This window comes from Acidimicrobiales bacterium (genome assembly GCA_016794585.1).
Classification (GTDB): Bacteria; Actinomycetota; Acidimicrobiia; order Acidimicrobiales; family DATDAH01; genus JAEUJM01.
This window is the reverse complement of sequence record JAEUJM010000001.1, coordinates 259,298-279,060: the sequence shown is the minus strand read 5'-3', so window position 1 is coordinate 279,060 and position 19,763 is coordinate 259,298. Positions and strand designations below refer to the sequence as shown.

Below are 19,763 nucleotides of genomic sequence, written 5' to 3'. Positions count from 1 at the left end.
GTTGCGCATCAGCCATCCGTCGCCGTCGGGTCGGCACTCCAGCATCTCGACGTCACGATCGCCCCCCTCCTCGAAACGGGTGAGGTACTCGGCTTCGTCGGTCTCGACCGCGAACACCTCGGCGATGGTGGCGTCGTAGGTCGTCTCCTCGGACATCTCCATGGCCGGATGCTAGGGCCCGCGGGCCCTCTCCACCGGGAGCACGACCGCGGTACCCGCGGTATTAGACAGGTTTGTACATGTCACTTTCGCTCGGCATTTGGGAATATGCGGGTGTTGGCATCCGCCTGTCATCCGCTGAGGAGCCCATGACCGCCACCCACGTGCAGGCCGCTCCCCCCACTCCCGCCGCGGCGGGCGGGGGTGGCCACGAGCACCGGCGTCTGCTGGTCGGCGATCTCGTCGTTCGTCGAGTGAGCTACCGCTCGGTGTCGCGCGTGGCCTGGCCGCTGTTCCTCGGCCTGTACGTCGGCGCCGTGTTCGTCGGCGTCGCCGCCTGGAACCTGGCCGCCCTCGCGGGCTGGTCCCCCGGCGAGCGAGACCTCGCCGGTGACGAGGTGTTCTGGACGGCCGTCGCCGCCGGCGTGGTCCTCGTGCCCCTCGGGGTGGCCCTCGCCCTCGCCACCACGGCGCTCTACAACGCCATCAGCGAGCGCACGGGCGGGATCGAAGTCGGGGTGGTCAGCCCTCGCCGCAGCCGACGCCGGCCGGTCGACTACTGAGAAAACGCCGGCCCTGACGTGCGCCGGGCCCGGACACCTGCGAAATTCTCCGGGTGAACCGGTGGCCATGGCTCGTCCTCGTGTTCGCGCTGGCCACCGGAGCGGCGTGTTCGAGCGGTGACGACGCGGCGTCGGTGGACCCGACGACCACCGTGGCCGCCGGCCCCGGCACCACGGCCGGGGGCCCCGACGCGACGGCCGGCCGGCCCCGGATCGTCCTCGGGGGCGACTCCGTGATGGGCAACCTCGCCCCGGGGGTGATCGCCGCCCTCGGCGACCAGGCGGACGCCCACTACCTCGCGCAGGCCCGCATCAGCGGCGACGCGGCCGCCCGACAGGCCTGGGCCGACACCATCGAGGAGCAAGACCCCGATCTCGTCGTCGTGCACGTGGGCTCGTGGGAGGTGCTCTCCCCCGACTTCCACCCCCATGACGCCGCCGGGTTCGACGCCTACGCCACCGAGCAGCTCGATCCCTTCGTCGAGCTCCTGACCAGTGGGGGTGCCGAGGTGCTGTTCATCGGGCCCGCCGCCGCCCGCGAGGAGCAGCGCACGGTGAACCTGATGAGCCTGAACCGCGAGCTGATCGCGCTGACCGAGCGCAACCCGGCGGTGGACTTCATCAATGCGGGCACCTACGTGAACGACCCCACCGGCGGGTTCACCGAGACCCTCCCGGGCCCCGGTGGCGTGCCGGTGCGCATCCGCCGCACCGACGACCTCGGCCTGCACCTGTGCCCGGCCGGGGTCGTGCGCCTCGCCACGCCGGTGCTCCAGTGGATCGATGAGCACCTCGACGAGCCCGTCACACCGGTCGAGGGATGGGACCACGGCTCGTGGTCGGAGCCGCCCGAGCTCGAGAAGCCCGAGCAGTGCCCCGCGGTCGGCTGACCTAGACCTCGCCCGCCGCCTCAGCCGCTGGCGGGCTCGACCCTGGACACGTCGTCGGCGCCGGTGTTGGCGACCCAGACGGCCCCATCGGCCAGCGCCATCCCGGCGGCCCCGCGTGCGGTCGGGATGGTCGCCTGGACGGCGTCGTCGGCGAGGCCGATCCGGGTGAGGGTGCCGTCGGTGGTGTTCGTGACCCAGAGCGCGTCGTCGGACACCACCATCGAGCCGATGCCGGGGCCGAGGTCGATGGTGGCGGCGACGTCGTTGGTGGCGGGGTCGATGCGCGAGACGGTGCCGGACTCGAAGCTCGAGGCCCACACCGCCCCGTCGCTGAAGACGACGCTGTGCGGTCGCGCGCCCACGGTGACCGTGGCCACCACCTGGTCCGTGGCAGGGTCGATGCGGGTGACGGTGTCCCCCGCGCTGTTGGTGACCCACACCTGCTCGTCGGTCGCCTCGACCCGCAGGGGCTCGCTCCCGACGTCCACCGTGGCCACGATGGCACCGGACGACGGGTCGATGCGGGTGACGGTGGCGTCATCGAAGTTCGTCACCCACACGGCGGTGTCGGTGGCGGACACCCCACGCGGCGACGGCCCCGCCGCCAGGGTGTCGACCACGTCACCCGAGGTGGGGTCGATGCGATCCACGGTGTCGTCGTCGAAGTTCGTGACCCAGACCGCGTCGGCCGTGGCCGCCACGCCCCGGGGCGAGCGTCCCACCGGGATGCGCTCGATGACCTGGTCGGTGGTGGCATCGATGCGGGTCACCACGCCGGCGTCGACGCTGTGGGTGACCCACAGGTCGGTCCCGGTCGCGGCGACGCCGACCGGGTCCGGGTCGACCCCGACCGACGCCACCACCGCGGGCTCGGTGAACGGGACCGGCCCGCCGTCGCGTTCGGTGCTGGGCGGGGTGCTGGTCGGCGTGCTGGTCGAGGGACCCGCGACATCGTCGGATGGCGAGTCGGAGCCCGAGCGGGACAGCCCGACGACGATCGCTCCCGCGACGAGGACGACGAGCACCAGCAGGGCCCCCACCAGGACACCCCGTGAGCGCGAGCCCGACCGGGGCGCGGGCGGGGCGGAGCGGGCGGCGGGCTCGGGCCCCGACGTTCGCTCGGCAGCGGGAGCCTCGACGAGAGGCTCTGGTTCGGGCGCCGCCGGCGGCGGTTCGGGCGCCGGCGGCGGCGGTGCGAGCTCGGGCTCGGGCTCGGGCTCGGGCGCCGACGGGGCAGGGGCCGCGGGGGCGGGCGTCTCGGGCGGGGGCACGGTGGGGATGCCCATGACCGTCGGCGAGGAGTCACCCGCGCCCTCGGCCGTCGGGGCCGGGTCGTCCGGGGTGCTGTGGGGGGCCAGGCGCAGCTCGGTGACCGCCAGACCGTGGGCCGCCTGGACCTCCTGGAGGCGTCGACCGAACGCCGCCGCCGTCTGCGGGCGGGCCGCAGGATCCTTCGCGAGGCACTGCTGCAGCAGCGCGGCGAGGTCGTCGGGAGCACCGGCCGCAGGGGGCGCCGGCGAGCGCAGGACCCGCGTGATGATGGCGGCGACGGGCTCGCCGTGCTGCTCGACGAAGGGCGGTCGGCCCACGATCAGCGTGTGGAGGGTCGAGGCGAGGCCGTAGATGTCCGAGCGCTCGTCGGGACGGTCGCCGGCGAGGAGCTCGGGAGCGACGTGGGCGACGGTGAGCGAGGCCGTACCGGTGGTCGTGCCCGACGAGCCATCGACCGCGGCGATGCCGAAGTCGCCCAGCTTGGCCTCCCCGAACGGACCGACGAGGAGGTTCTCGGGCTTGAGGTCCCGGTGGAGCGTGCCGGCCGCGTGGGCGGCGCCGAGCGCACCCGCCACCTGCACCCCGACGCTCACCGCCTCCTTCCACGGGAAGGGGGCGATGCTCAGGCGGTCGCCCATGCTGCCGCCGGACAGGTACTCCATGGCCAGGAAGGGGTGGCCGTCGTCGGCCACGCCGGAGTCGTACACGGCCACGACGTGGGGATGCCACGAAAGCGCGCCCATGGCGCGGCATTCGCGGTCGAAGCGCTCCCGGTCCCGCTCCGTGAGGTCGACGACGGAGAGGACCTTCACGGCTACGACGCGATCGAAACGCTCTTGGCGGGCGCGGTAGACCACCCCGAACCCACCCTTGGCGACCTGCACCAGATCGGTGTAGCCCCCGATCTGCGGCGGTGGCACGGCGTCAGCGTACGGCAGCAGATGGGTACCGTGCTGGCCATGCACGTCGACCCGGACAGCCTCCGCCGAGCCGTCGACGCGCTCGGCGCCATCGAGCTCGAGAGCAATGAGCTGTCGCCGGTCCTCTCCGACGCCGCCGCCTCCATCACCGAGCTGATGTCGGCGACGGGGACGGGCATCATGCTCGCCGACGAGGGCGCCGTGCTCCGCTACGTCAGCGCGACCGACGAAGCGGCCCGACTCCTCGAACAGGTCCAGGAGGAGAAGGGCGTCGGACCGTGCATCGACTGCGTCGTGGTCAACGAGGCCGTGGTCTCCGGCGATCTCGCCCTGGACGAGCGGTGGCCCACCGTCTCGGCGGTGGTCGTGCCCGCTGGCGTCCGCAGCATCGTCGGCGCCCCGGTGCTGCTCGGCGGCGCGCCGGTGGGCTCGCTCAACATCTACGACGCCGCCCCACGCGAGTGGGACGAGAGCGACCTCCACGCGGCCCGCACCCTGGCGCGCAGCTTCAGCGCACTCCTCGAGCAGGCCCTCCGGACCCTCCGCGGCGACCAGCTCGTCGAGCAGCTCCAGTACGCGCTGGACAACCGTGTGGTCATCGAGCGGGCGGTCGGCTACCTCATGGCCAGCCTGGGCGTCGACACCGTCGAGGCCTTCAACCGGCTTCGACGCCGTGCCCGCTCCGAACGGGCCGCCGTGGCCGACGTCGCCGCCGGGCTCCTGGCCGACGGGGTCGACCCACCCACAGGGTGGTAGTCGCCGGGTTCATCTCCCGATAGCGTCGGGAGCAGCCCGGTCGGACCCTGACCCCTGTCCCTCCGTTCGCAAGCCCGTGGACGAAGCAGGACACTCAGGAGGTCGAGGCCGATGGTGGCGTTGCCGCACAGTGCATGGTCGAGTTCCTCGCGCGACGGCACCCTCGAGATCGCCCTGGCCGGTGAGATCGACCACGCCAACGCCGAGGACCTCTTCACCCGTCTCCGCCTCGAGCTCGAGGAGGTGCCCGCGCAGGTCGTGCTCGTCGACCTGAGCGGCGTCCTGTTCATCGACTCGAGCGGTCTCCGGCTGCTCCTGCGCTCGAAGGACTCGGCCGAGGCGTGCGGCGCGAGCTTCGTGCTGCGTGGCCTGCGCCCGCAGGCTCGACGCCTGTTGGCGGTCAGTGGCCTCACCGAGCACTTCACCGAGGGGTGAGCGGGGCCGGAGCGGGGTAGGAGGACTCCGACCACGGCCCGAGGGACTCGAGGAGGAGGCGTTGGAAGGCGAGACCGCGAGGGCGCAGGTCGCCGTGCCCGATCGCGACACCGTGCTCTCGGAGCGCTATCGCCTGCACCGTCTCATCGGTGCCGGCGGCATGGGCAGCGTGTGGGAGGCCGAGGACCTCGTCCTGCACCGCCGGGTGGCGGTGAAGCTGCTCCAGAACCTCCACGCCGACGACCCGGTCGCCGCGGCCCGGTTCGAGCGGGAGGCGCAGACCGCGGCGCGGCTGAGCCACCCGCACCTCGCCGTGGTCTACGACTACGGCGGGGCCGACGACCGCATGTTCCTCGTCATGGAGCTCCTCGAGGGCGAGACCCTGGCGCACCGTTTGCGCCGCGGTGCCCTCCCCCCGGACGAGGCCGCCGCGGTCATGGCCGAGGCCGCCGAGGCTCTGGCCGCGGCTCACGAGCGCAGGGTGGTGCACCGCGACGTGAAGCCCGCCAACCTCATGCTCACGCCGAACGGGGCCAAGGTGCTCGACTTCGGCATCGCCGCCTCGGGGAGCGGCGCACCCCTCACCGCCACCGGCCTCATCATCGGCACCGCCGCCTACCTCGCGCCCGAACGGGTCCAAGGGCGCTCGGCCACCCCGGCCAGCGACGTGTACTCGCTCGGCGCCGTGTTGTACGAGGCCCTCACAGGCCAGCCGGCCTTCGGGGGCGACACCCCCGCGGAGGTCGCCCTCGGCCACGTCCACCAGGCCGCGCCCGACATCCGGGCCGTGGCGCCGACCGTCCCGGCCGAGCTCGCCGACGCCTGCGGCGCGGCCCTGGCCAAGGACCCGGCCGTGCGCCCCGCCGCCTCCGAGCTCGCCGACCGACTGCGCCACGCCTCGACGAGGGCACCCGAGCCGGCCACGGCGGTCGTCGACACCGGGACGGCCGTGATCGCCGCCCCCCTCGGCCACGCCGCGGCCGAGTCCCCTCCCCCGCTCGCGCCGTCGGGCCGGGACCGGGCCGGACGCGGCCGCCTCGTGCTGTTGGCGGTGCTCACCGCGGCCGTGCTCGCCATGCTCCTCCTGATCGCGTACGGGCTGAACCGGGAGGACGACCCGGAACCGGCCGTGTCACGCTCGCCGGACGTCGTGGCCACCGCCACCACGGCGCTCCCCGCGGCGACGACCGCCGCCACGGCACCGCCGACCACGGCGGCACCAGCCACCACCGCCGCGCCCACCACGGCGGCGCCGACCACGGCGGCTCCCGCCGACGCCGAGGCCGCCCTCGGCGACGCCGCGTTGGCCTACCTGGCCGCGCTCGATGCCGGCGACCTCGACGGGGCCTGGGCCCGGACGTCCCCGGAGTTCCAGCGCCGGCAGGACCGGGAGTCGTGGTCGTCGTTCTGGTCGGGGTTCGACTCGATCGAGGTGGTCGGCCCGGTCCAGGTGGAGGGTCGCCCAGGGGGCGTGACCGTCCCGGTCAGCTTCGACGGCCGGACCGAGCGCTACCGCATGACCCTGGTCGAGGGCCCGACTGGCTGGCTCGTCGACGGGCCCGTGGGACGTGAGCGCGGGCGCCACGGCGATCGGGACCGCGACGACGGGCCGGACCGGCGTGGCGGGGAGGACGAGGACGGGTGACCCGATCGGTGCGGCGCGGTACCGTTGCCCGTCCCCTCCACCAGCCCGCAGGAGGCCGTCATGGGGTTCTTCAAGAAGATCGGTGAGTCGATGCAGGGCGCGGTCGCACCGCAGAGCCCGGAGCAGGTCATGGCCCAGCAGCGGGCCATGGGCATCGACACCGCCAACTTCGGCGGCCCGTCCAACGCCGCCGTCGCCGACGACGACCCCATCTGGGAGCCGGTCGAGGGCGTCAGCCTCCAGGACTACGCCCGCGTGGGCAAGGCCGCCCAGGGCAAGGGTGTCACCGACGAGGCGGGCATGAAGGTGGTGGCCGAGGAGATGGGGTTCGACGGCGACGCCTTCCTCCGTGCGTCGACAGTGTGGATCCAGCGCATGGGCCAGCAGATGGCTGTCGGCCAGCGCTACCGCGCCTTCCTCGACGCCAGCTGATCAGGGAGCGCCGAGCACGGCGTCGGCCGTGGTCGTCGAGCCTCCGGCGATCACGAGGTCCGACCCCCCGTCGTAGGTGGGGCTGTCGGGCCAGTACTCCTGGGCGCGCCCGCCGGTGAGGTCGAGGTAGGTGGCCCGGTAGACCCCTGCAGGCAGCCCGTGGATGGTGTAGGCACCGTCCGCCCCCGTCACCGCGCCGGCGACGATGCCCTGCGGGCCGATGGCCACCACCCACGCGCCCGGGAGCGGGACGCCCCCGGGATCCGCGGTGACGGTGCCGGCCATGGACCCGAGCGCCGGGACGAGGGCGGCGTCGGCCGTCTCAGGGGCGGTGACGATGACGGAGTCACCCAGGCCCGTGTTCGGCAGCCCGTCGTACCACTGCATGTGGTGGCGCCCGTCGAGGGCCACGAAGGCGAGCCGGTAGTCCCCGGCGACCAGGTCGAGGGTGTACTCGCCCGCTCCGTCGGTGAAGGTCGTGCGCACCGACTGGTAGTCCGCGGCACGCAGGGCGACGACCAGGATCTCGGGCAGCGGATCCCCCGTGGCGGCGTCGGTCACCGTGCCCGTCAGCAGCTCCCCGCCGGGGGTGACGGTCTGCCTCGGGAGCGACCCGTCGGCGACCGTGGTCGACCCACCGGCGACCACCACCGGCGTGGCATTCGGGACGTTGGGCGAGTGCGGGTGGAACTCCGGGGTGTGCGCCCCGGTGGGGTCGACGTAGCCGACCCAGTGGTTGCCGGCGGGGAGATCGGGAAGGGTGAACTCGCCCGACGGACCCGTCACCACGCCCGCCTCCGGCGACGAGGAGGGGCCGCCGATGCTCAGCGCGATCGCACCCTCGAGCGGGTCCCCGCTCACCTGGTCGGTGATGGTGCCGGCGATCTGCCCGCGCGTCGGCGCCATCTCGGCCGCCACCGCCTCCTGGGCACCGTCCCCGACGACCACCAGCGTGGGCGTCGGTCGGCCATGGAAGCCTGCCCCGTGCGCGGCGGTCGGGTCGATCAGGTAGAGGAAGTAGGAGCCCGCTGGCAGCACGGATGCGAACGCACCGTCACCGTCGGCGACCGCGCCGCCCGCGAGGGAGAAGTCGGACGTCCGCAGGGCGGCCACCCAGATGCCGGGGAGCGGTGCGTTCGAGACCTCGTCGGTCACCACACCGGCGACCGAGCCGGTGTCCGCGGGGTAGGTGACCGCGACGTCCACCTGGTTCGACGCCACGGGCGGGCTCTGGTCCCCGTCCGCGGTGGCCACGTTGGTGTGGGTGCCGAGATCGGCGAGGGAGGGCACGAAGGTGCAGTCCACGGTGACCGACTGCCCGCTCGCCAGGTCGGCCAGGGGCTGCGAGCACCCCGGGGCCCCGGGGTCGTCGACGTACAGGCCCGTGAGGGTGAAGGGCCCGCCGTTGTGCACCGTCACGTGGTAGTCGATCGTGCCCCCGATGACTGCGGTGGTCTGGTCGGCGGACTTGGTCACCTCGAGGCCGCAGGCCGTGCGGAACTGCTCGTAGTTGCGGTCGCTGTTCGAGCCGGTGACGTCGCGGTCGGACTCGAAGGCGATGCTGCTGCCGTCCCGGGCGATGGCGGGCGCCCGGTTGCCGCCTCCGCCGACGGGGGTGGCGGTGATCTGGGTGATGCCGTCCGCCTCGTCCCAGGCGAAGATCTCATTGGTCAGATCGCTGTTGGCGCCGGTGAGGTCACGGCTGGACTTGAAGGCGAGGCGGGTGCCGTCGGCCGCCAGCGACGCCCCGTCGCTCGACCCGCCGGTGGTGGCGGTGACCTGGGTGATGGTGGGCCCGGTGGCGTCCCACAGGAAGATCTCCTGGTTGGCATCTGCGTTTCCCCCACCGAGGTTGGCGGTCGACCGGAAGGCGATCCGGCTGCCGTCGGCAGACAGCGACGGGCTGTCGCTGGCGCCGCTCGCGGCCGTCGTGACCGCGGTGGTGGCCGGTCCGGACGCGTTCCACAGGAAGATCTCGTTGTTGCCCTCACTGTTGGCGCCGCCGATGTCACGGTTCGAGCGGAAGGCGACCATCGATCCGTCCGCGGAGATGGCCGGGTTCCCGTTGATGCCTCCGGTGGTGTTCGTCACCTGGGTGGTGGCGGCCCCGGCCACCGCCCACCGGAAGATCTCCTGATTCAGGTCCGAGTTGCCTCCGCTCGTGAGGTCGGCATCGGAGGAGAAGGCCACGTGGGTGCCGTTGGCCGCCAACTTGGGGGCGGCGTTGGTCCGGCCGGTGGGTGAGGTCGTCACCTGGGTCAGGGAGGGACCGACGGCGTCCCAGAGGAAGATCTCGTTGTTGCCGTCGCTGTTCGAGCCCGTGAGGTTCTTGCTCGACTGGAAAGCGACGCGCTGGCCGTCGGCGGAGATCGACGGCACGTTGACCCCGCCGGAGCCCGTCGTGGTGGTCACCTGGGTGAAGGTGGTGGTCTCGACGTCGTAGACGAAGATCTCGTTGTTGCCGTCCGCATTGGTGCCGACGTAGTTGCGATCGGAGACGAAGGCCATCCGACTCCCGTCACCGTCGTAGGACACGTTGACGTTCGATCCCCCGGTGCTGACCGTCACCTGGTCGACCACGGAGCAGACCGGTGACGCCGCTTCGGCTGCGGGCGCACCCGCGGCCAGCAGGGTGATGAAGAGCGTCCCGACGGCCGTCAGCGCCCAGTGCACATCGGTCCTGCGCTTCACCGTGGCCACCCCCACTCGTTCGGCGCGGTCGCACCGGTCGGCCGATCGTAGACGCGCCGACGACAACCGCCTGCACCATCCCGGGCACCGCGCTAGGGTCCGCCCGGGTGCATGTACACACCTGTACATGCGGCGGGTCGGAGGGTGCGGTGCAGGCAGTGCGGGTGCTTCGCTTCAGTGGACCCCGTGAGCACGCGCACGCCCTGCTGGCCATGGCGGCCAAGGCCAGCCTCGCCGCCTGCGAGCTCACCGGCCGCGGGCGTGAGACCGAGTGCTGGATCGAGCTCGCCATCCCCTTGACCCGGTCCGCGGGTGTGGACGACGAGCAGGTCGCCCGGTCCATGGAGCACACCGTGGAGCGCCTCGGGGCGGGCTATCGGCTGCGGGAGTACCTGACCGAGATCCGCCCCGACCCGGCGGGCGGGACGGCCTGAGCGCTGCGCTAGGAGAACAGGCGACGCAGCCGGAAGGCGATGCGCTTGGGGATGCTCGAGCGCGGCGGGGGCCCGGTGACCTCAAGCTCGGGCTCGGGCTCGGGCTCCGGGTCGGGCACCGACTGCTCGGTGACGATGCACGTGCCCGGGCAGGCGGCCGCAGCCTGTTCGACGGCCGCCTCCTTGCCCTCGGGCACCTCGGCCCAGTGCGTGAAGCCGCCGGCATCCTCACCGAGGGCGGTGCCGCCCTCCTGCACCATCGCCAGGCCGTCGTCGGCCATGACGAAGACCTCGGGCACCGCTCGCGCGCAGTCGCCCGCGCCGGTGCACACTTCCCGCTCGATGCGAACCCGCATGGTCACGCTCGATCCTCCGCGAACGACATCAGGACGCTGCACCGTAGGTCACGGGGCACCCTGACGAGGAACTGACACACCGAGTGGAGGTGAGCGGATTCGAACCGCCGGCCTCTACGTTGCGAACGTAGCGCTCTAGCCAACTGAGCTACACCCCCGGAGGGAGACGCCAGCGTAGCGGAGCGGCCGCGCTCCCCGGCAGTCGACGGGCGCAGGCGCCGCCGGGTAGCGCGGATGGGCCGAATGGCTCAAGGCGCCGCCCTGATCGGCCGTTGCCTGACCCATGGAACTGGGAACCAAGACGAGAGGGACCCGGGTGTTGCGCTTGGCGGCCGCCACCCTGCTGGTCCTGCTGATGGGATCGACGCTCACGGCCTGCCAGTCGTCCGAGCAGGCGCGCGTGGCGCAGCTGGTCAACCAGACCAGGGCGCAGTACGGCCGCAGCTACCTGCGGGACAACCTGCAGCTCGACCAGAAGGCCCAGGCGTGGGCCGAGTACCTCGCCTCGCAGAACACCCTCAAGCACTCGAACCTGCCGAGTGGCATCAGCTACCAGTGGCGCTCGCTGGCCGAGAACGTCGGTTACGGCGGCTCCATCGAGCAGGTGCACCAGGCCTACCTGAACTCGGCCGGCCACCGGGCCAACATCTTGGACCCCCGCTGGAACTACATGGGGACGGGCGTCGCCTGGCGTGGCAACCGGGTCTTCACCGTCCAGGTGTTCATGCAGTATTGACCCCGCCGGCCCCTCAGGGGGTCGGGTAGGTGGCGGTGAGGTCCCGGGGCACGAGGGAGAAGCCGCTCCAGTGGGCGTCCATCACGTCCTCGTCCTCGTCACGGGGCAGGTGGTGGAACGAGGTGCCGTACCACAGCACCACGTCGGCGCCCCCCAGGCTCTGGCCGTTGGCGAAGTCCGACAGGTCGCCGCCGCAGCCTCCCGAGGTCGAGTTGTGCGAGGCGAAGACCTCGCAGGCGGCGAAGCGGGTGGCGTACAGCTCGTTGTGGGTGAAGGGCTCGTAGCTGGGGCCCCGGAAGATGGCGTCGGTGCTGGGCAGCAGCTCGTAGGAGATGCGGTGGCCGTCGGCGTTGGTGGTGGCGGTGTCGATGACCCGCCACGACCGGAAGCTCCGGGGCTGCACCCGCCGGGCCTGCTCGGTGGTGAAGGCCGTGCGGGTGTTGGTGAAGGTCTGGCGGTCCGCGCTGGGGGCGGCGGCCAGCTCCTGCACGCGGTCGGCGCCCGTGCCGGCGAGGTCGAAGTCGAGTCGCCAGTAGAAGTCGTGCATGTGGGCGACGGCGTAGCCGTTGGCGCCGACGTGCCACCCGGTGGCCGGGCCGCCGCCGTACATCTGGAGCTGGCCGGTGGCCCCCACCGCCGGGTGGATGGTGCCGTCGTCATCGAAGGTCCACTGGACGATGTAGTTGTAGGCCCCGATGGCCGAGACGCTGAAGAGGTTCAGCGACTCCCCCTGGGCCTGGTCGTCGTAGGCCTTGTAGGCGTATCCCGTCGCCAGCACCTGCCGGCACAGCACGTCCTGGGTGCCGTCGCTCAACAGGACCCCGTTCGGGCACTCGGCGGCGGTCAGCTCGTCGAAGTTGAAGCCGAGGCCGAAGTCGGACACGTCGTGGAAGCGGGCCACGTTGCTGTCGTAGGGCACGTGGATCTGGGAGAGGTTCATCTGGGCCAGCACGAGGGTGGCAGAGCCCCCTGGGGGCGTGTAGGTGACGTCGTGCAGGACGATGCCCTCCCGGGCCCGGCTCTCCCAGCACATGGACCACGAGCCGCCGTTGGGCAGCGTCTCGTCGATCTGGAAGTCCACCGAACACCCGCCTTCGCCGGCGGCATCGGCCCGCGGGGCGAGGACGGGGACGAGCGCGAGCGCACCGAGCAGGACGGCGACCAGCCCGGTCCCGAGCATGCGGCGGGCGCTCACGTGCCCCCCACACCGTCGGCGGTGAGCACCACGCCGTCGGAGAGGTCGACCAGCGGGAACAGGTTGATGAGCACGTGATCGTCGGTCTGGATGAGGAACTGGGCGCACCGGTGGATGCCACACTCGGCCGCCTCGCCCTGGGCGACGGTGGGAACCGCCTCCGCCAGGAAGACGATCGGCTCGACGATGAGCTCGGCGGCGGGATCGACGAGGGGGGCTCCGGTGGCTCGCAGGTGCTCGGCGTCGAGCCGCTCGCGGAAGTCGGGATCGGCGAAGAGCAGGTCGAGCGCCCGCTGCGCCTCGACCTCCACGAGGGGCAGCTGCGTGCCCTGGACGACCTGCGTGTCGTCGACGGTGCCGTCGGCGAGGTCGACGAGCGAGACGGTCAGCGTGTCGTCGGCGTAGGAGTACTCGTAGACGTCGGCCCGGCGCAGGTCATCGGCGCCTTTGTCCTCGACGTGGCGCTCGACGAGCAGCACGAGGTGCTCGGGCAGGCCGTTGGCTCCGAGGGATTCCGGGCCCGCTGACTCGGGTGCCCCCGACTCGGGGGAGACGCCGCCGTCGTCGAGCGCGGCCCGGACCTCCTCGGCCGACAGGGGGTCGGTGCCGCGCCGGGTGTCGTCACCCTGCGCGCCGGCGAAGGTCGACCCCGCCGCCGCCACGCCGAGGGCGAGTACGGCGATGCCGATGCCCCACCCCACGCCACGCCGCATGGCGGGAGCGTACCGACCGACGGGTGGCTAGTTGGCGCTCTGGCGCAGGAGAGGCTCGCCAGGCTGCCAGCCGCCACCGGTCTCGAGGAGGCGGGAGGGCTCGGCCTCGTGGTTCTGGTGCGGGAGGAAGGCCACCTTGATGTCGCGCTCGGCCTTGGACCGCTGCATGGTGATCAGCAGGTACACGTAGCCGCCGAGGGCCACGTCGACGAGCAGGTGGAGCAGCAGCGCGGGCGTGCCGAGGACGAGGCCCATCAGGAGCGTGACCGCGCTGGCCGCGAGCAGGGTGTAGAGCACGTCACGCCGGCGCTTGCGGGCGGCACGGGCGGAGAGGACCGCCGCGGGCGGACCCTGGCGACGCTCGCCGTCGGGCTCGGGCGCGACCTGCAGATCGGGGGCCGGGGCCAGGAGGTACGTGGCCTCGACCTCGGGCTCGGGCTCGGGCAGCGGGAGGCCGTTGGCACCGAGGATGGTGAGCCCGGCGTCCTGGGGGGCGGGCACCAGGCGGGGGCCGCCGCCGCCCTGGAGCGGGTGGCGCGAGCCGGCGGGCAGGGGGCCGTCCAGGGGTTGGGGTCCCTGCACCGAGCGGCCGTGGACCGGCAGGTAGGTGGACACGTGCCCGCCCGAGCGGGCGTTCGGCGCCGAGCGCTCGAGGCTGTCGAGCTTCTGGCGGAACGAATGCACTGAACTTCCCGAACCGCTCCCCCCACGGTTGCGCAGGTAGGGCGGCAAGAGCACCGCCACCCACATCACAACGAGGATCAGGAGCACGATCGGAGTCAACGCGTAGTCACACCTTCTGAGGGAACAGGGGTCCTGCGGATGCTGCTGGGTGCTGCGGAGGCCGGCAGGGCGGCTGTTGCGTTCCGCCAACGAACATTGCAGTTCTACTACAAATGCAACACGGAGACTAGCAACCCCGTCACGAGGGCAGGAGCAGGTGCCGCCCGCACGGGCCTCCCGGGGGCCCGGGGGACGACGCCACTACACTCCCGCCATGCCTGACGGTGGCCTCACCCATCTGGACCCGCTCGGCCGTGCCCGCATGGTCGACGTCGCCCCCAAGGAGCAGACGCACCGCCGGGCCGTGGCCCGCGGCAGGGTGCACATGGCCCCCGAGACCACCTCGCTCGTGGCCAAGGGCGCCATCGGCAAGGGCGACGTGCTCTCGGTGGCGCGGGTGGCCGGGATCCAGGCCGCCAAGCGGGCACCCGATCTGATCCCGCTGTGCCACCCGCTGCTGGTCAGCTCGGTCCTGGTCAACTTCCAGATCGCCGACGCCTTCATCGAGGTCGAGGCCCACGTCGAGACCGTCGACCGCACCGGGGTCGAGATGGAGGCCCTCACCGCCTGCTCGGTGGCGGCCCTCACGATCTACGACATGTGCAAGTCGGCCGATCGCAGCATGGTCATCGGCGACATCGCCCTGTGGGAGAAGACGGGCGGACGGTCGGGCACGTACCGACGAGCCGCCGAGCTGGGCATCGACGAGGACGACGGCCTCGGCCTCTGATCGCCGGCTACCCGCCGATCTGGCTCATCGAGCGCCGGGGGCGGATGAAATGCACCTTGCCGATCGCGTGACCCGCCCACTTGGCGGTCACCGCCTGCTGGAGCACCGCCGACAGGTCGTCGTCGGAGCCGCCTGAGCGGATCACGGCGCGCAGGTCGAACTCGTCCACCGCGAACAGGCAGTTGCGCAGCTGGCCGTCGGCGGTGAGTCGGATGCGGTCGCACGAGTCGCAGAACGGCTGGGTGACGCTCGGGATCACACCGATCTCTGCGCCCCCGCCCTCCCCGCCGCCGTCGCGGTAGCGGAAGCGCTCGGCCGGCTGGCTGCCGCGCGCCACCGGCTCGAGCGGATAGACGGCGTCGATGGCGGCCACGATCTCGGCCTGCGGGACCACCTGGTCGCCGTGCCAGCCCTGGCCGGCGTCGAGGGGCATGAACTCGATGAAGCGGACGGTGACGCCGCGCTCTCGACCGAAGGTGGCGAAGTCGACGGCCTCGTCGTCGTTGACGCCCCGGATCATCACGACGTTCAACTTCACCGGCGCGAGCCCGGCGGCCACGGCGGCGTCGATCCCGGCGAGCACCCGGTCCAGCTCGTCGCGCCGGGTGAGTGCCTCGAAGCGGTCCGCCCGCAGGGAGTCGATGGAGATGTTGATGCGGCGAAGACCGGCCGCCGCGAGATCGTCGGCCATGGCCGCGAGCGTGGCCCCGTTGGTGGTCAGGGCCAGGTCCGCGGCGAGTGCGGAGAGCTTCGCGACCAGTACCGGCAGGTGGGCCCGGACCGTCGGCTCGCCCCCGGTGAGGCGGATGCTGTCGAAGCCGTGGCGCTCGACCAGCACGCGGGCGACCCGCTCGATCTCCTCGAACGTGAGCAGCTCGTCTCGGGGCTGCCAGACCATGCCCTCCTCGGGCATGCAGTAGGTGCAGCGGAAGTTGCAGCGGTCGGTCACGGAGATGCGCAGGTCGCGATGCACGCGCCCGAACGTGTCGACCAGCTCCCCCGGCATCAGCCCAGGGTACCGAGGTCCCCCAGCGGCACGATCTCGACGTTGCCACCGGCGGCGACCCCGTCGCCGTCACGGAGCACGGCGAGGGCGTTGGCGGCCGCGGTGGCCGCCAGCTGGTGCGAGCCCTGGCCGCCGGTCGGGCGGACGTGGAACGCCCCGTCCTCGTAGGTGGCGACGACCCGGGCGAAGTGGGTCTTGCCGTCGGGGCGCCGGCGCAGGTCGTCGTCGGCCACGGCGGTGAGGCGGGTCCGGTCGAGCTCCGTGTGCCCCATCATCTTGCGGAGGCCGGGTCGGGCGAACAGCTCGAACGACACGAGCGACGACACCGGGTTGCCCGGCAGCCCGAACACCGGTGTGCCGGCGATGGTGCCGAAGGCCAGCGGCTTGGCCGGCTTGATGGCCACCTGCATCCAGCGCATGTCCCCGAGGCGGTCGAGGACCACCTTCACGAAGTCGAAGTCGCCCATGCTCACGCCGCCACTGGAGATGAGGGCGTCGCACTCGGCGGCACCGGCCTCGAACGCGGCGGCGATGGCGTCCTCGTCGTCGGCGATCCGGCCGAGGTCCACGGGCACGCAGTCCGCCCGGGCCACCAGGGCCAGCAGCATGCGCCGGTTGGAGTCGCGGATCTGGCCCGGGCCGAGCGGCTCGGGGCCGTCGACGAGCTCGTCGCCCGTGGACACCACCCCCACCCGCGGCCGGGGGTGGACGGGGACGCGGCGGACCCCGACGCTGGCGAGCACCCCGAGGTGGGCGGGCGTGAGCGCGGTGCCGGCGGGGAACACCTGCTGGCCCGCCTGGAGGTCGTCCCCGGCGCGCCGCAGGTGGTTCCCGACCTCGACGGCCACGGTGACGGCCACGGTGGCGCCGTCGTCGGAGAGGGTCGTGCGCTCGACCATCACGACCGCGTCGGCGCCCGCCGGGAGGGGCGCGCCGGTCATGATGCGCACCGCCTGGCCCGGGCCCACCGTGAGGTCCGGGGGCGCGCCGGCGGCCAGGGTGCCCACGACGGCCAGGCGGGCAGGGGCGTCGGCCGTGGCGCCCGCGGTGTCCGCCGCCCGGACCGCGAAGCCGTCCATGGCGGTGTTGTCGAACGGAGGCACCGCCTCGGCGGCGTCGATGTCGACCGAGGTGACGAGGCCGAGGGCGTCGGCGAGGGGGATCGCCTTGGGGTGGCCGACGGTGCAGCCGGCGAGCACGAACTCGCGGGCCTCGTCGAGGGGCAGCACGGCTAGACGATCTTCTCGCGCTCGACGAAGTCGGCGAGGAACGCCCGGAAGTCGGCGCCGAGGTCGTCGCGGTCGACGGCGAGCTCGACCGTGGCCCGCAGGTAGTCGAGCTTCTGGCCGATGTCGTAGCGGCCCTCGTCGAACACGTAGCCGAAGACGTCCTCCTCGGCGAGGAGGAGGGCGATGGCGTCGGTCAGCTGGATCTCGCCGCCCACGCCGGGCTCGACCCGGTCGAGGCAGTCGAAGATGGCGGGGGTGAAGACGTAGCGACCCATCACCGCGAGGGTGGACGGGGCCACCTCGGGGGCCGGCTTCTCGACGATGTCGAGGATCTGCACGAGGCCGTCGTCGCCCTCGACCGGCTCGGGCCGGGCACACCCGTACGAGGAGATCTCCTCGATGGGGAACTCCTTCAAGGCCACCACCGAGCGCTGACGCTGCTCGTAGACCCCGATCATCCCCTCGAGGACCTGGGAGCGCTCGTCCATGATGTCGTCGCCCAACATGACGACGAATGGGTTGTCCCCCACGTGTTTGCGAGCCACCGCCACGGCGTGGCCGAGGCCGAGGGGCTCGCCCTGGCGGACGTAGTGGATGTCGGCCAGCTCGGCGAGCTCGCGGATGTCGGCCACGTCCTCCGTCTTGCCTTTCTGCTCGAGGTAGTACTCCAGCTCGAAGTTGCGGTCGAAGTGGTCCTCGATGGCCCGCTTGCCCCGTCCGGTGATGATGAGGATGTCGTCGATGCCGGCCCGCACCGCCTCCTCCACCACGTACTGGATGGCGGGCCGGTCGATGATCGGCAGCATCTCCTTGGGCTGGGCCTTGGTGGCCGGCAGGAAGCGGGTGCCGAGGCCGGCGGCGGGGATCACGGCCTTCTTGACCGTGGGGGAGGCGTGGGTCATGGCTCGTCTCTCGGGGGGCTCGGGTGGCTCGGGGCGCGGGACAGGCGGAACGCGGGCTCCTGGCCGTGCCGGAGCCTGGTGATGTTCTCATGGTGGCGGGCGATCACGCAGAGCGAAACACCAGCGGCCACCGCGACCTCGGCGGGTGGACGCCCTCCGAGGGCCAGCACGACGGGGAGGGCGAGGGCCATGGCGATCGACGCGACCGACACCCGCCGCGCCACTAGTGCGGTCGTCACGAACACCGCGCCGACCGCGAGGCTCAGCAACGGGTACACCACGATGACCATCCCGCTGGCGGTGGCCACGCCCTTGCCGCCCCGGAAGTGCCGGGTCACCGGGGCGACGTGGCCGAGCACGGCGGCGGCGCCGCAGGCCAGGCCGAGGAGGGTCCCGCCGACCGCGAGGCCCACGGCCGCCGGGAGCGCGCCTTTCAAGAGGTCCACGAGCAGCACCACCACGCCGGCGTTGCGGCCCGCCACCCGCGCCACGTTGGTGGCGCCGGGGTTGCCCGAGCCCTCGGCGGTCGGGTCGTGGCCCGCCCGGCGCCCGACCAGCAGGCCGGTGGGGAACGTGCCCACCAGATACGAGGGCACGACCAGCAGGGCGGACGCGTCCACCCGGGCATCGTAGGGCCGTCTTTGGGGGCGGGCGGGCGGCCCGGTACGCTGGCACTCGCAAGGTTCGAGTGCTAACCCGCGGCGGAGGCCGACGAATGCCCACCTACCAGTACCGCTGCCGAGAGTGCGGCGAGGATCTCGAGGTCGTCCAGTCCTTCACGGACGATCCCCTGACCAAGTGCCCGAACTGCAAGAAGAAGGCCCTGCGCAAGGTCTTCGCCGCTCCCGGCATCGCCTTCAAGGGCAGCGGCTTCTACAAGACCGACAGCCGCAGCGGCAACGGCAAGTCGGGCACGAAGTCCTCGAGCAGCTCCTCGAGTGAGAAGTCCGAGGCCAAGAGCGAGACCAAGCCCGAGCCGAAGGCCGAGAAGAAGACCGAGGCGAAGACGGACAAGGCGGCGCCCACCGCCTCCTCGTCGGCCAAGGACTGAGCCGGGTCCCCTAACCTGTCGCCCGTGAGCGACACAGCGGCAGCACAGGCGGAGATCGGCGTGTTCGGGGGGTCGGGGTTCTACTCCTTCCTCGACGACATCACCGAGGTCGAGGTCGACACGCCCTACGGGCGCCCGTCGGCGCCGTTCCACCTCGGCACCATCGGGGAGCGGCGCATCGCGTTCCTCGCCCGCCACGGGACGAACCACCAGTTCCCCCCCCATCGCATCAACTACCGGGCCAACCTGTGGGCGATGCGGGCGCTCGGCGTCACCCGCATCCTGGCCCCGTGCGCCTCGGGGTCGTTGCAGCCCCACATCCACCCGGGCGAGTTCGTCGTGCCCGACCAGTTCGTCGACCGCACGAGCGGCCGCGCCGACACCTTCTTCGAGGGCCCGACGGCCAACCACGTGTCGATGGCCGACCCCTACTGCCCGGAGCTGGCCGCCGTCGCCCTCCAGGCCGGACGGGACCAGGGCATCACGATGCACGAGGGCGGCACCGTCGTGGTGATCCAGGGTCCCCGCTTCTCCACCAAGTCCGAGTCGCGGTGGTTCCGCTCGGCCGGGTGGGAGGTCATCAACATGACCCAGTACCCCGAGGCCGCCCTCGCCCGCGAGCTCGGCCTCTGCTACGCCTCCGTGGCCCTCATCACCGACTACGACACCGGCCTGGAGGGGGTGGAGGGCATCGAGCCCGTCACCCAGGAGGAGATCTTCAAGTTCTTCGACGACAACCTCGACAAGGTGCGGGGCCTGCTCTTCGAGGCCATCGGTCGGGTCCCCACCACCATCGGCTGCGACTGCGCCGCCGGCCCCAACGGCATCGAGCCCGAAGGGCCCCCGGCCATCGAGCCCTGATCCC

General features: G+C 72.4%; 22 protein-coding genes and 1 tRNA gene. 11 read left to right on the top strand and 12 right to left on the bottom strand.

All coding sequences use genetic code 11. The features are described from left to right. On the bottom strand, positions 1-162 hold a 162-nt coding region (locus JNK12_01205; protein ID MBL8774509.1), incomplete at its 3' end, for a hypothetical protein. A gap of 146 nt (positions 163-308) precedes the next feature. On the opposite strand from JNK12_01205, the gene JNK12_01200 reads away from it, so the two are divergent. Further along, complete coding sequence (locus JNK12_01200; GenBank protein ID MBL8774508.1) at positions 309-722, top strand: hypothetical protein; 414 nt, start codon at positions 309-311, stop codon at positions 720-722. Between the two features lie 53 nt (positions 723-775). Further along, positions 776-1,612, top strand: a complete 837-nt coding sequence (locus JNK12_01195) for a hypothetical protein (protein MBL8774507.1) — start codon at positions 776-778, stop codon at positions 1,610-1,612. Between the two features lie 20 nt (positions 1,613-1,632). Here JNK12_01195 and JNK12_01190 read toward each other — a convergent pair whose 3' ends face one another. Continuing rightward, complete coding sequence (locus tag JNK12_01190) at positions 1,633-3,804, bottom strand: protein kinase (GenBank protein ID MBL8774506.1); 2,172 nt, start codon at positions 3,802-3,804, stop codon at positions 1,633-1,635. A gap of 39 nt (positions 3,805-3,843) precedes the next feature. Here JNK12_01190 and JNK12_01185 point away from each other — a divergent pair, with 39 nt between their 5' ends. From JNK12_01185 to JNK12_01170, 4 genes are all read left to right on the top strand, one after another. Next, positions 3,844-4,560 carry an ANTAR domain-containing protein gene (locus JNK12_01185; GenBank protein ID MBL8774505.1) on the top strand — a complete coding sequence of 239 codons (717 nt, stop codon included), beginning with the start codon at positions 3,844-3,846 and terminating at the stop codon, positions 4,558-4,560. A gap of 111 nt (positions 4,561-4,671) precedes the next feature. Next, positions 4,672-4,995, top strand: coding sequence for an STAS domain-containing protein (locus tag JNK12_01180; GenBank protein MBL8774504.1), 324 nt, complete (start codon positions 4,672-4,674; stop codon positions 4,993-4,995). A 61-nt stretch (positions 4,996-5,056) separates the two neighbouring features. After that, positions 5,057-6,640, top strand: a complete 1,584-nt coding sequence (locus JNK12_01175) for a protein kinase (protein MBL8774503.1) — start codon at positions 5,057-5,059, stop codon at positions 6,638-6,640. A 60-nt stretch (positions 6,641-6,700) separates the two neighbouring features. Next, positions 6,701-7,072, top strand: a complete 372-nt coding sequence (locus tag JNK12_01170; GenBank protein ID MBL8774502.1) for a hypothetical protein — start codon at positions 6,701-6,703, stop codon at positions 7,070-7,072. On the opposite strand, the gene JNK12_01165 is transcribed toward JNK12_01170, so the two are convergent. Beyond that, a complete protein-coding gene (locus JNK12_01165) occupies positions 7,073-9,763 on the bottom strand; it encodes a PD40 domain-containing protein (protein ID MBL8774501.1) in 2,691 nt (896 codons plus the stop codon). A gap of 149 nt (positions 9,764-9,912) precedes the next feature. Here JNK12_01165 and JNK12_01160 point away from each other — a divergent pair, with 149 nt between their 5' ends. Continuing rightward, positions 9,913-10,197, top strand: a complete 285-nt coding sequence (locus JNK12_01160) for a hypothetical protein (protein ID MBL8774500.1) — start codon at positions 9,913-9,915, stop codon at positions 10,195-10,197. An 8-nt stretch (positions 10,198-10,205) separates the two neighbouring features. Here JNK12_01160 and JNK12_01155 read toward each other — a convergent pair whose 3' ends face one another. Together JNK12_01155 and JNK12_01150 are read right to left on the bottom strand one after the other, a co-directional pair. Continuing rightward, a complete protein-coding gene (locus JNK12_01155) occupies positions 10,206-10,559 on the bottom strand; it encodes a ferredoxin (GenBank protein MBL8774499.1) in 354 nt (117 codons plus the stop codon). A 78-nt stretch (positions 10,560-10,637) separates the two neighbouring features. Beyond that, positions 10,638-10,711, bottom strand: a tRNA-Ala gene (locus JNK12_01150). A 158-nt stretch (positions 10,712-10,869) separates the two neighbouring features. Between JNK12_01150 and JNK12_01145 the strand changes: the two genes are divergently transcribed. Then, entirely contained in the window at positions 10,870-11,289 is a 420-nt protein-coding gene (locus tag JNK12_01145; GenBank protein MBL8774498.1) for a CAP domain-containing protein, read from the top strand. Between the two features lie 13 nt (positions 11,290-11,302). On the opposite strand, the gene JNK12_01140 is transcribed toward JNK12_01145, so the two are convergent. Genes JNK12_01140 through JNK12_01130 form a run of 3 tightly spaced genes read right to left on the bottom strand, consistent with a single transcriptional unit; the run spans position 11,303 to position 13,968 of the window. Continuing rightward, a complete protein-coding gene (locus tag JNK12_01140) occupies positions 11,303-12,484 on the bottom strand; it encodes a hypothetical protein (protein MBL8774497.1) in 1,182 nt (393 codons plus the stop codon). Beyond that, on the bottom strand, positions 12,481-13,197 hold the full coding sequence (locus JNK12_01135; protein ID MBL8774496.1) for a hypothetical protein: 717 nt from the start codon (positions 13,195-13,197) through the stop codon (positions 12,481-12,483). The genes JNK12_01140 and JNK12_01135 overlap by 4 nt, the downstream gene beginning before the upstream one ends. A gap of 27 nt (positions 13,198-13,224) precedes the next feature. After that, complete coding sequence (locus JNK12_01130) at positions 13,225-13,968, bottom strand: hypothetical protein (GenBank protein ID MBL8774495.1); 744 nt, start codon at positions 13,966-13,968, stop codon at positions 13,225-13,227. Between the two features lie 226 nt (positions 13,969-14,194). On the opposite strand from JNK12_01130, the gene moaC reads away from it, so the two are divergent. Then, positions 14,195-14,710: a cyclic pyranopterin monophosphate synthase MoaC gene (gene moaC, locus JNK12_01125; protein MBL8774494.1), complete on the top strand. Its 516-nt coding sequence runs from the start codon at positions 14,195-14,197 to the stop codon at positions 14,708-14,710. Positions 14,711-14,717: 7 nt separating this feature from the next. Here moaC and moaA read toward each other — a convergent pair whose 3' ends face one another. The 4 genes from moaA to plsY are packed head-to-tail and all read right to left on the bottom strand — an operon-like array spanning position 14,718 to position 18,467. Further along, positions 14,718-15,716 (bottom strand): GTP 3',8-cyclase MoaA, encoded by a 999-nt coding sequence (moaA, locus tag JNK12_01120; GenBank protein ID MBL8774493.1) that lies wholly within the window; start codon positions 15,714-15,716, stop codon positions 14,718-14,720. Then, positions 15,716-16,945 (bottom strand): molybdopterin molybdotransferase MoeA, encoded by a 1,230-nt coding sequence (locus tag JNK12_01115; protein ID MBL8774492.1) that lies wholly within the window; start codon positions 16,943-16,945, stop codon positions 15,716-15,718. Before JNK12_01115 ends, moaA begins: the two co-directional genes overlap by 1 nt. A gap of 2 nt (positions 16,946-16,947) precedes the next feature. Beyond that, complete coding sequence (gene galU / locus JNK12_01110) at positions 16,948-17,847, bottom strand: UTP--glucose-1-phosphate uridylyltransferase GalU (GenBank protein MBL8774491.1); 900 nt, start codon at positions 17,845-17,847, stop codon at positions 16,948-16,950. Next, positions 17,844-18,467: a glycerol-3-phosphate 1-O-acyltransferase PlsY gene (gene plsY, locus JNK12_01105; GenBank protein MBL8774490.1), complete on the bottom strand. Its 624-nt coding sequence runs from the start codon at positions 18,465-18,467 to the stop codon at positions 17,844-17,846. Before plsY ends, galU begins: the two co-directional genes overlap by 4 nt. Before the next feature lie 95 nt (positions 18,468-18,562). Between plsY and JNK12_01100 the strand changes: the two genes are divergently transcribed. Together JNK12_01100 and JNK12_01095 are read left to right on the top strand one after the other, a co-directional pair. Continuing rightward, positions 18,563-18,898 (top strand): FmdB family transcriptional regulator, encoded by a 336-nt coding sequence (locus tag JNK12_01100; GenBank protein MBL8774489.1) that lies wholly within the window; start codon positions 18,563-18,565, stop codon positions 18,896-18,898. Positions 18,899-18,913: 15 nt separating this feature from the next. Further along, entirely contained in the window at positions 18,914-19,759 is an 846-nt protein-coding gene (locus JNK12_01095; protein MBL8774488.1) for an S-methyl-5'-thioadenosine phosphorylase, read from the top strand. Positions 19,760-19,763: the final 4 nt, after the last annotated feature.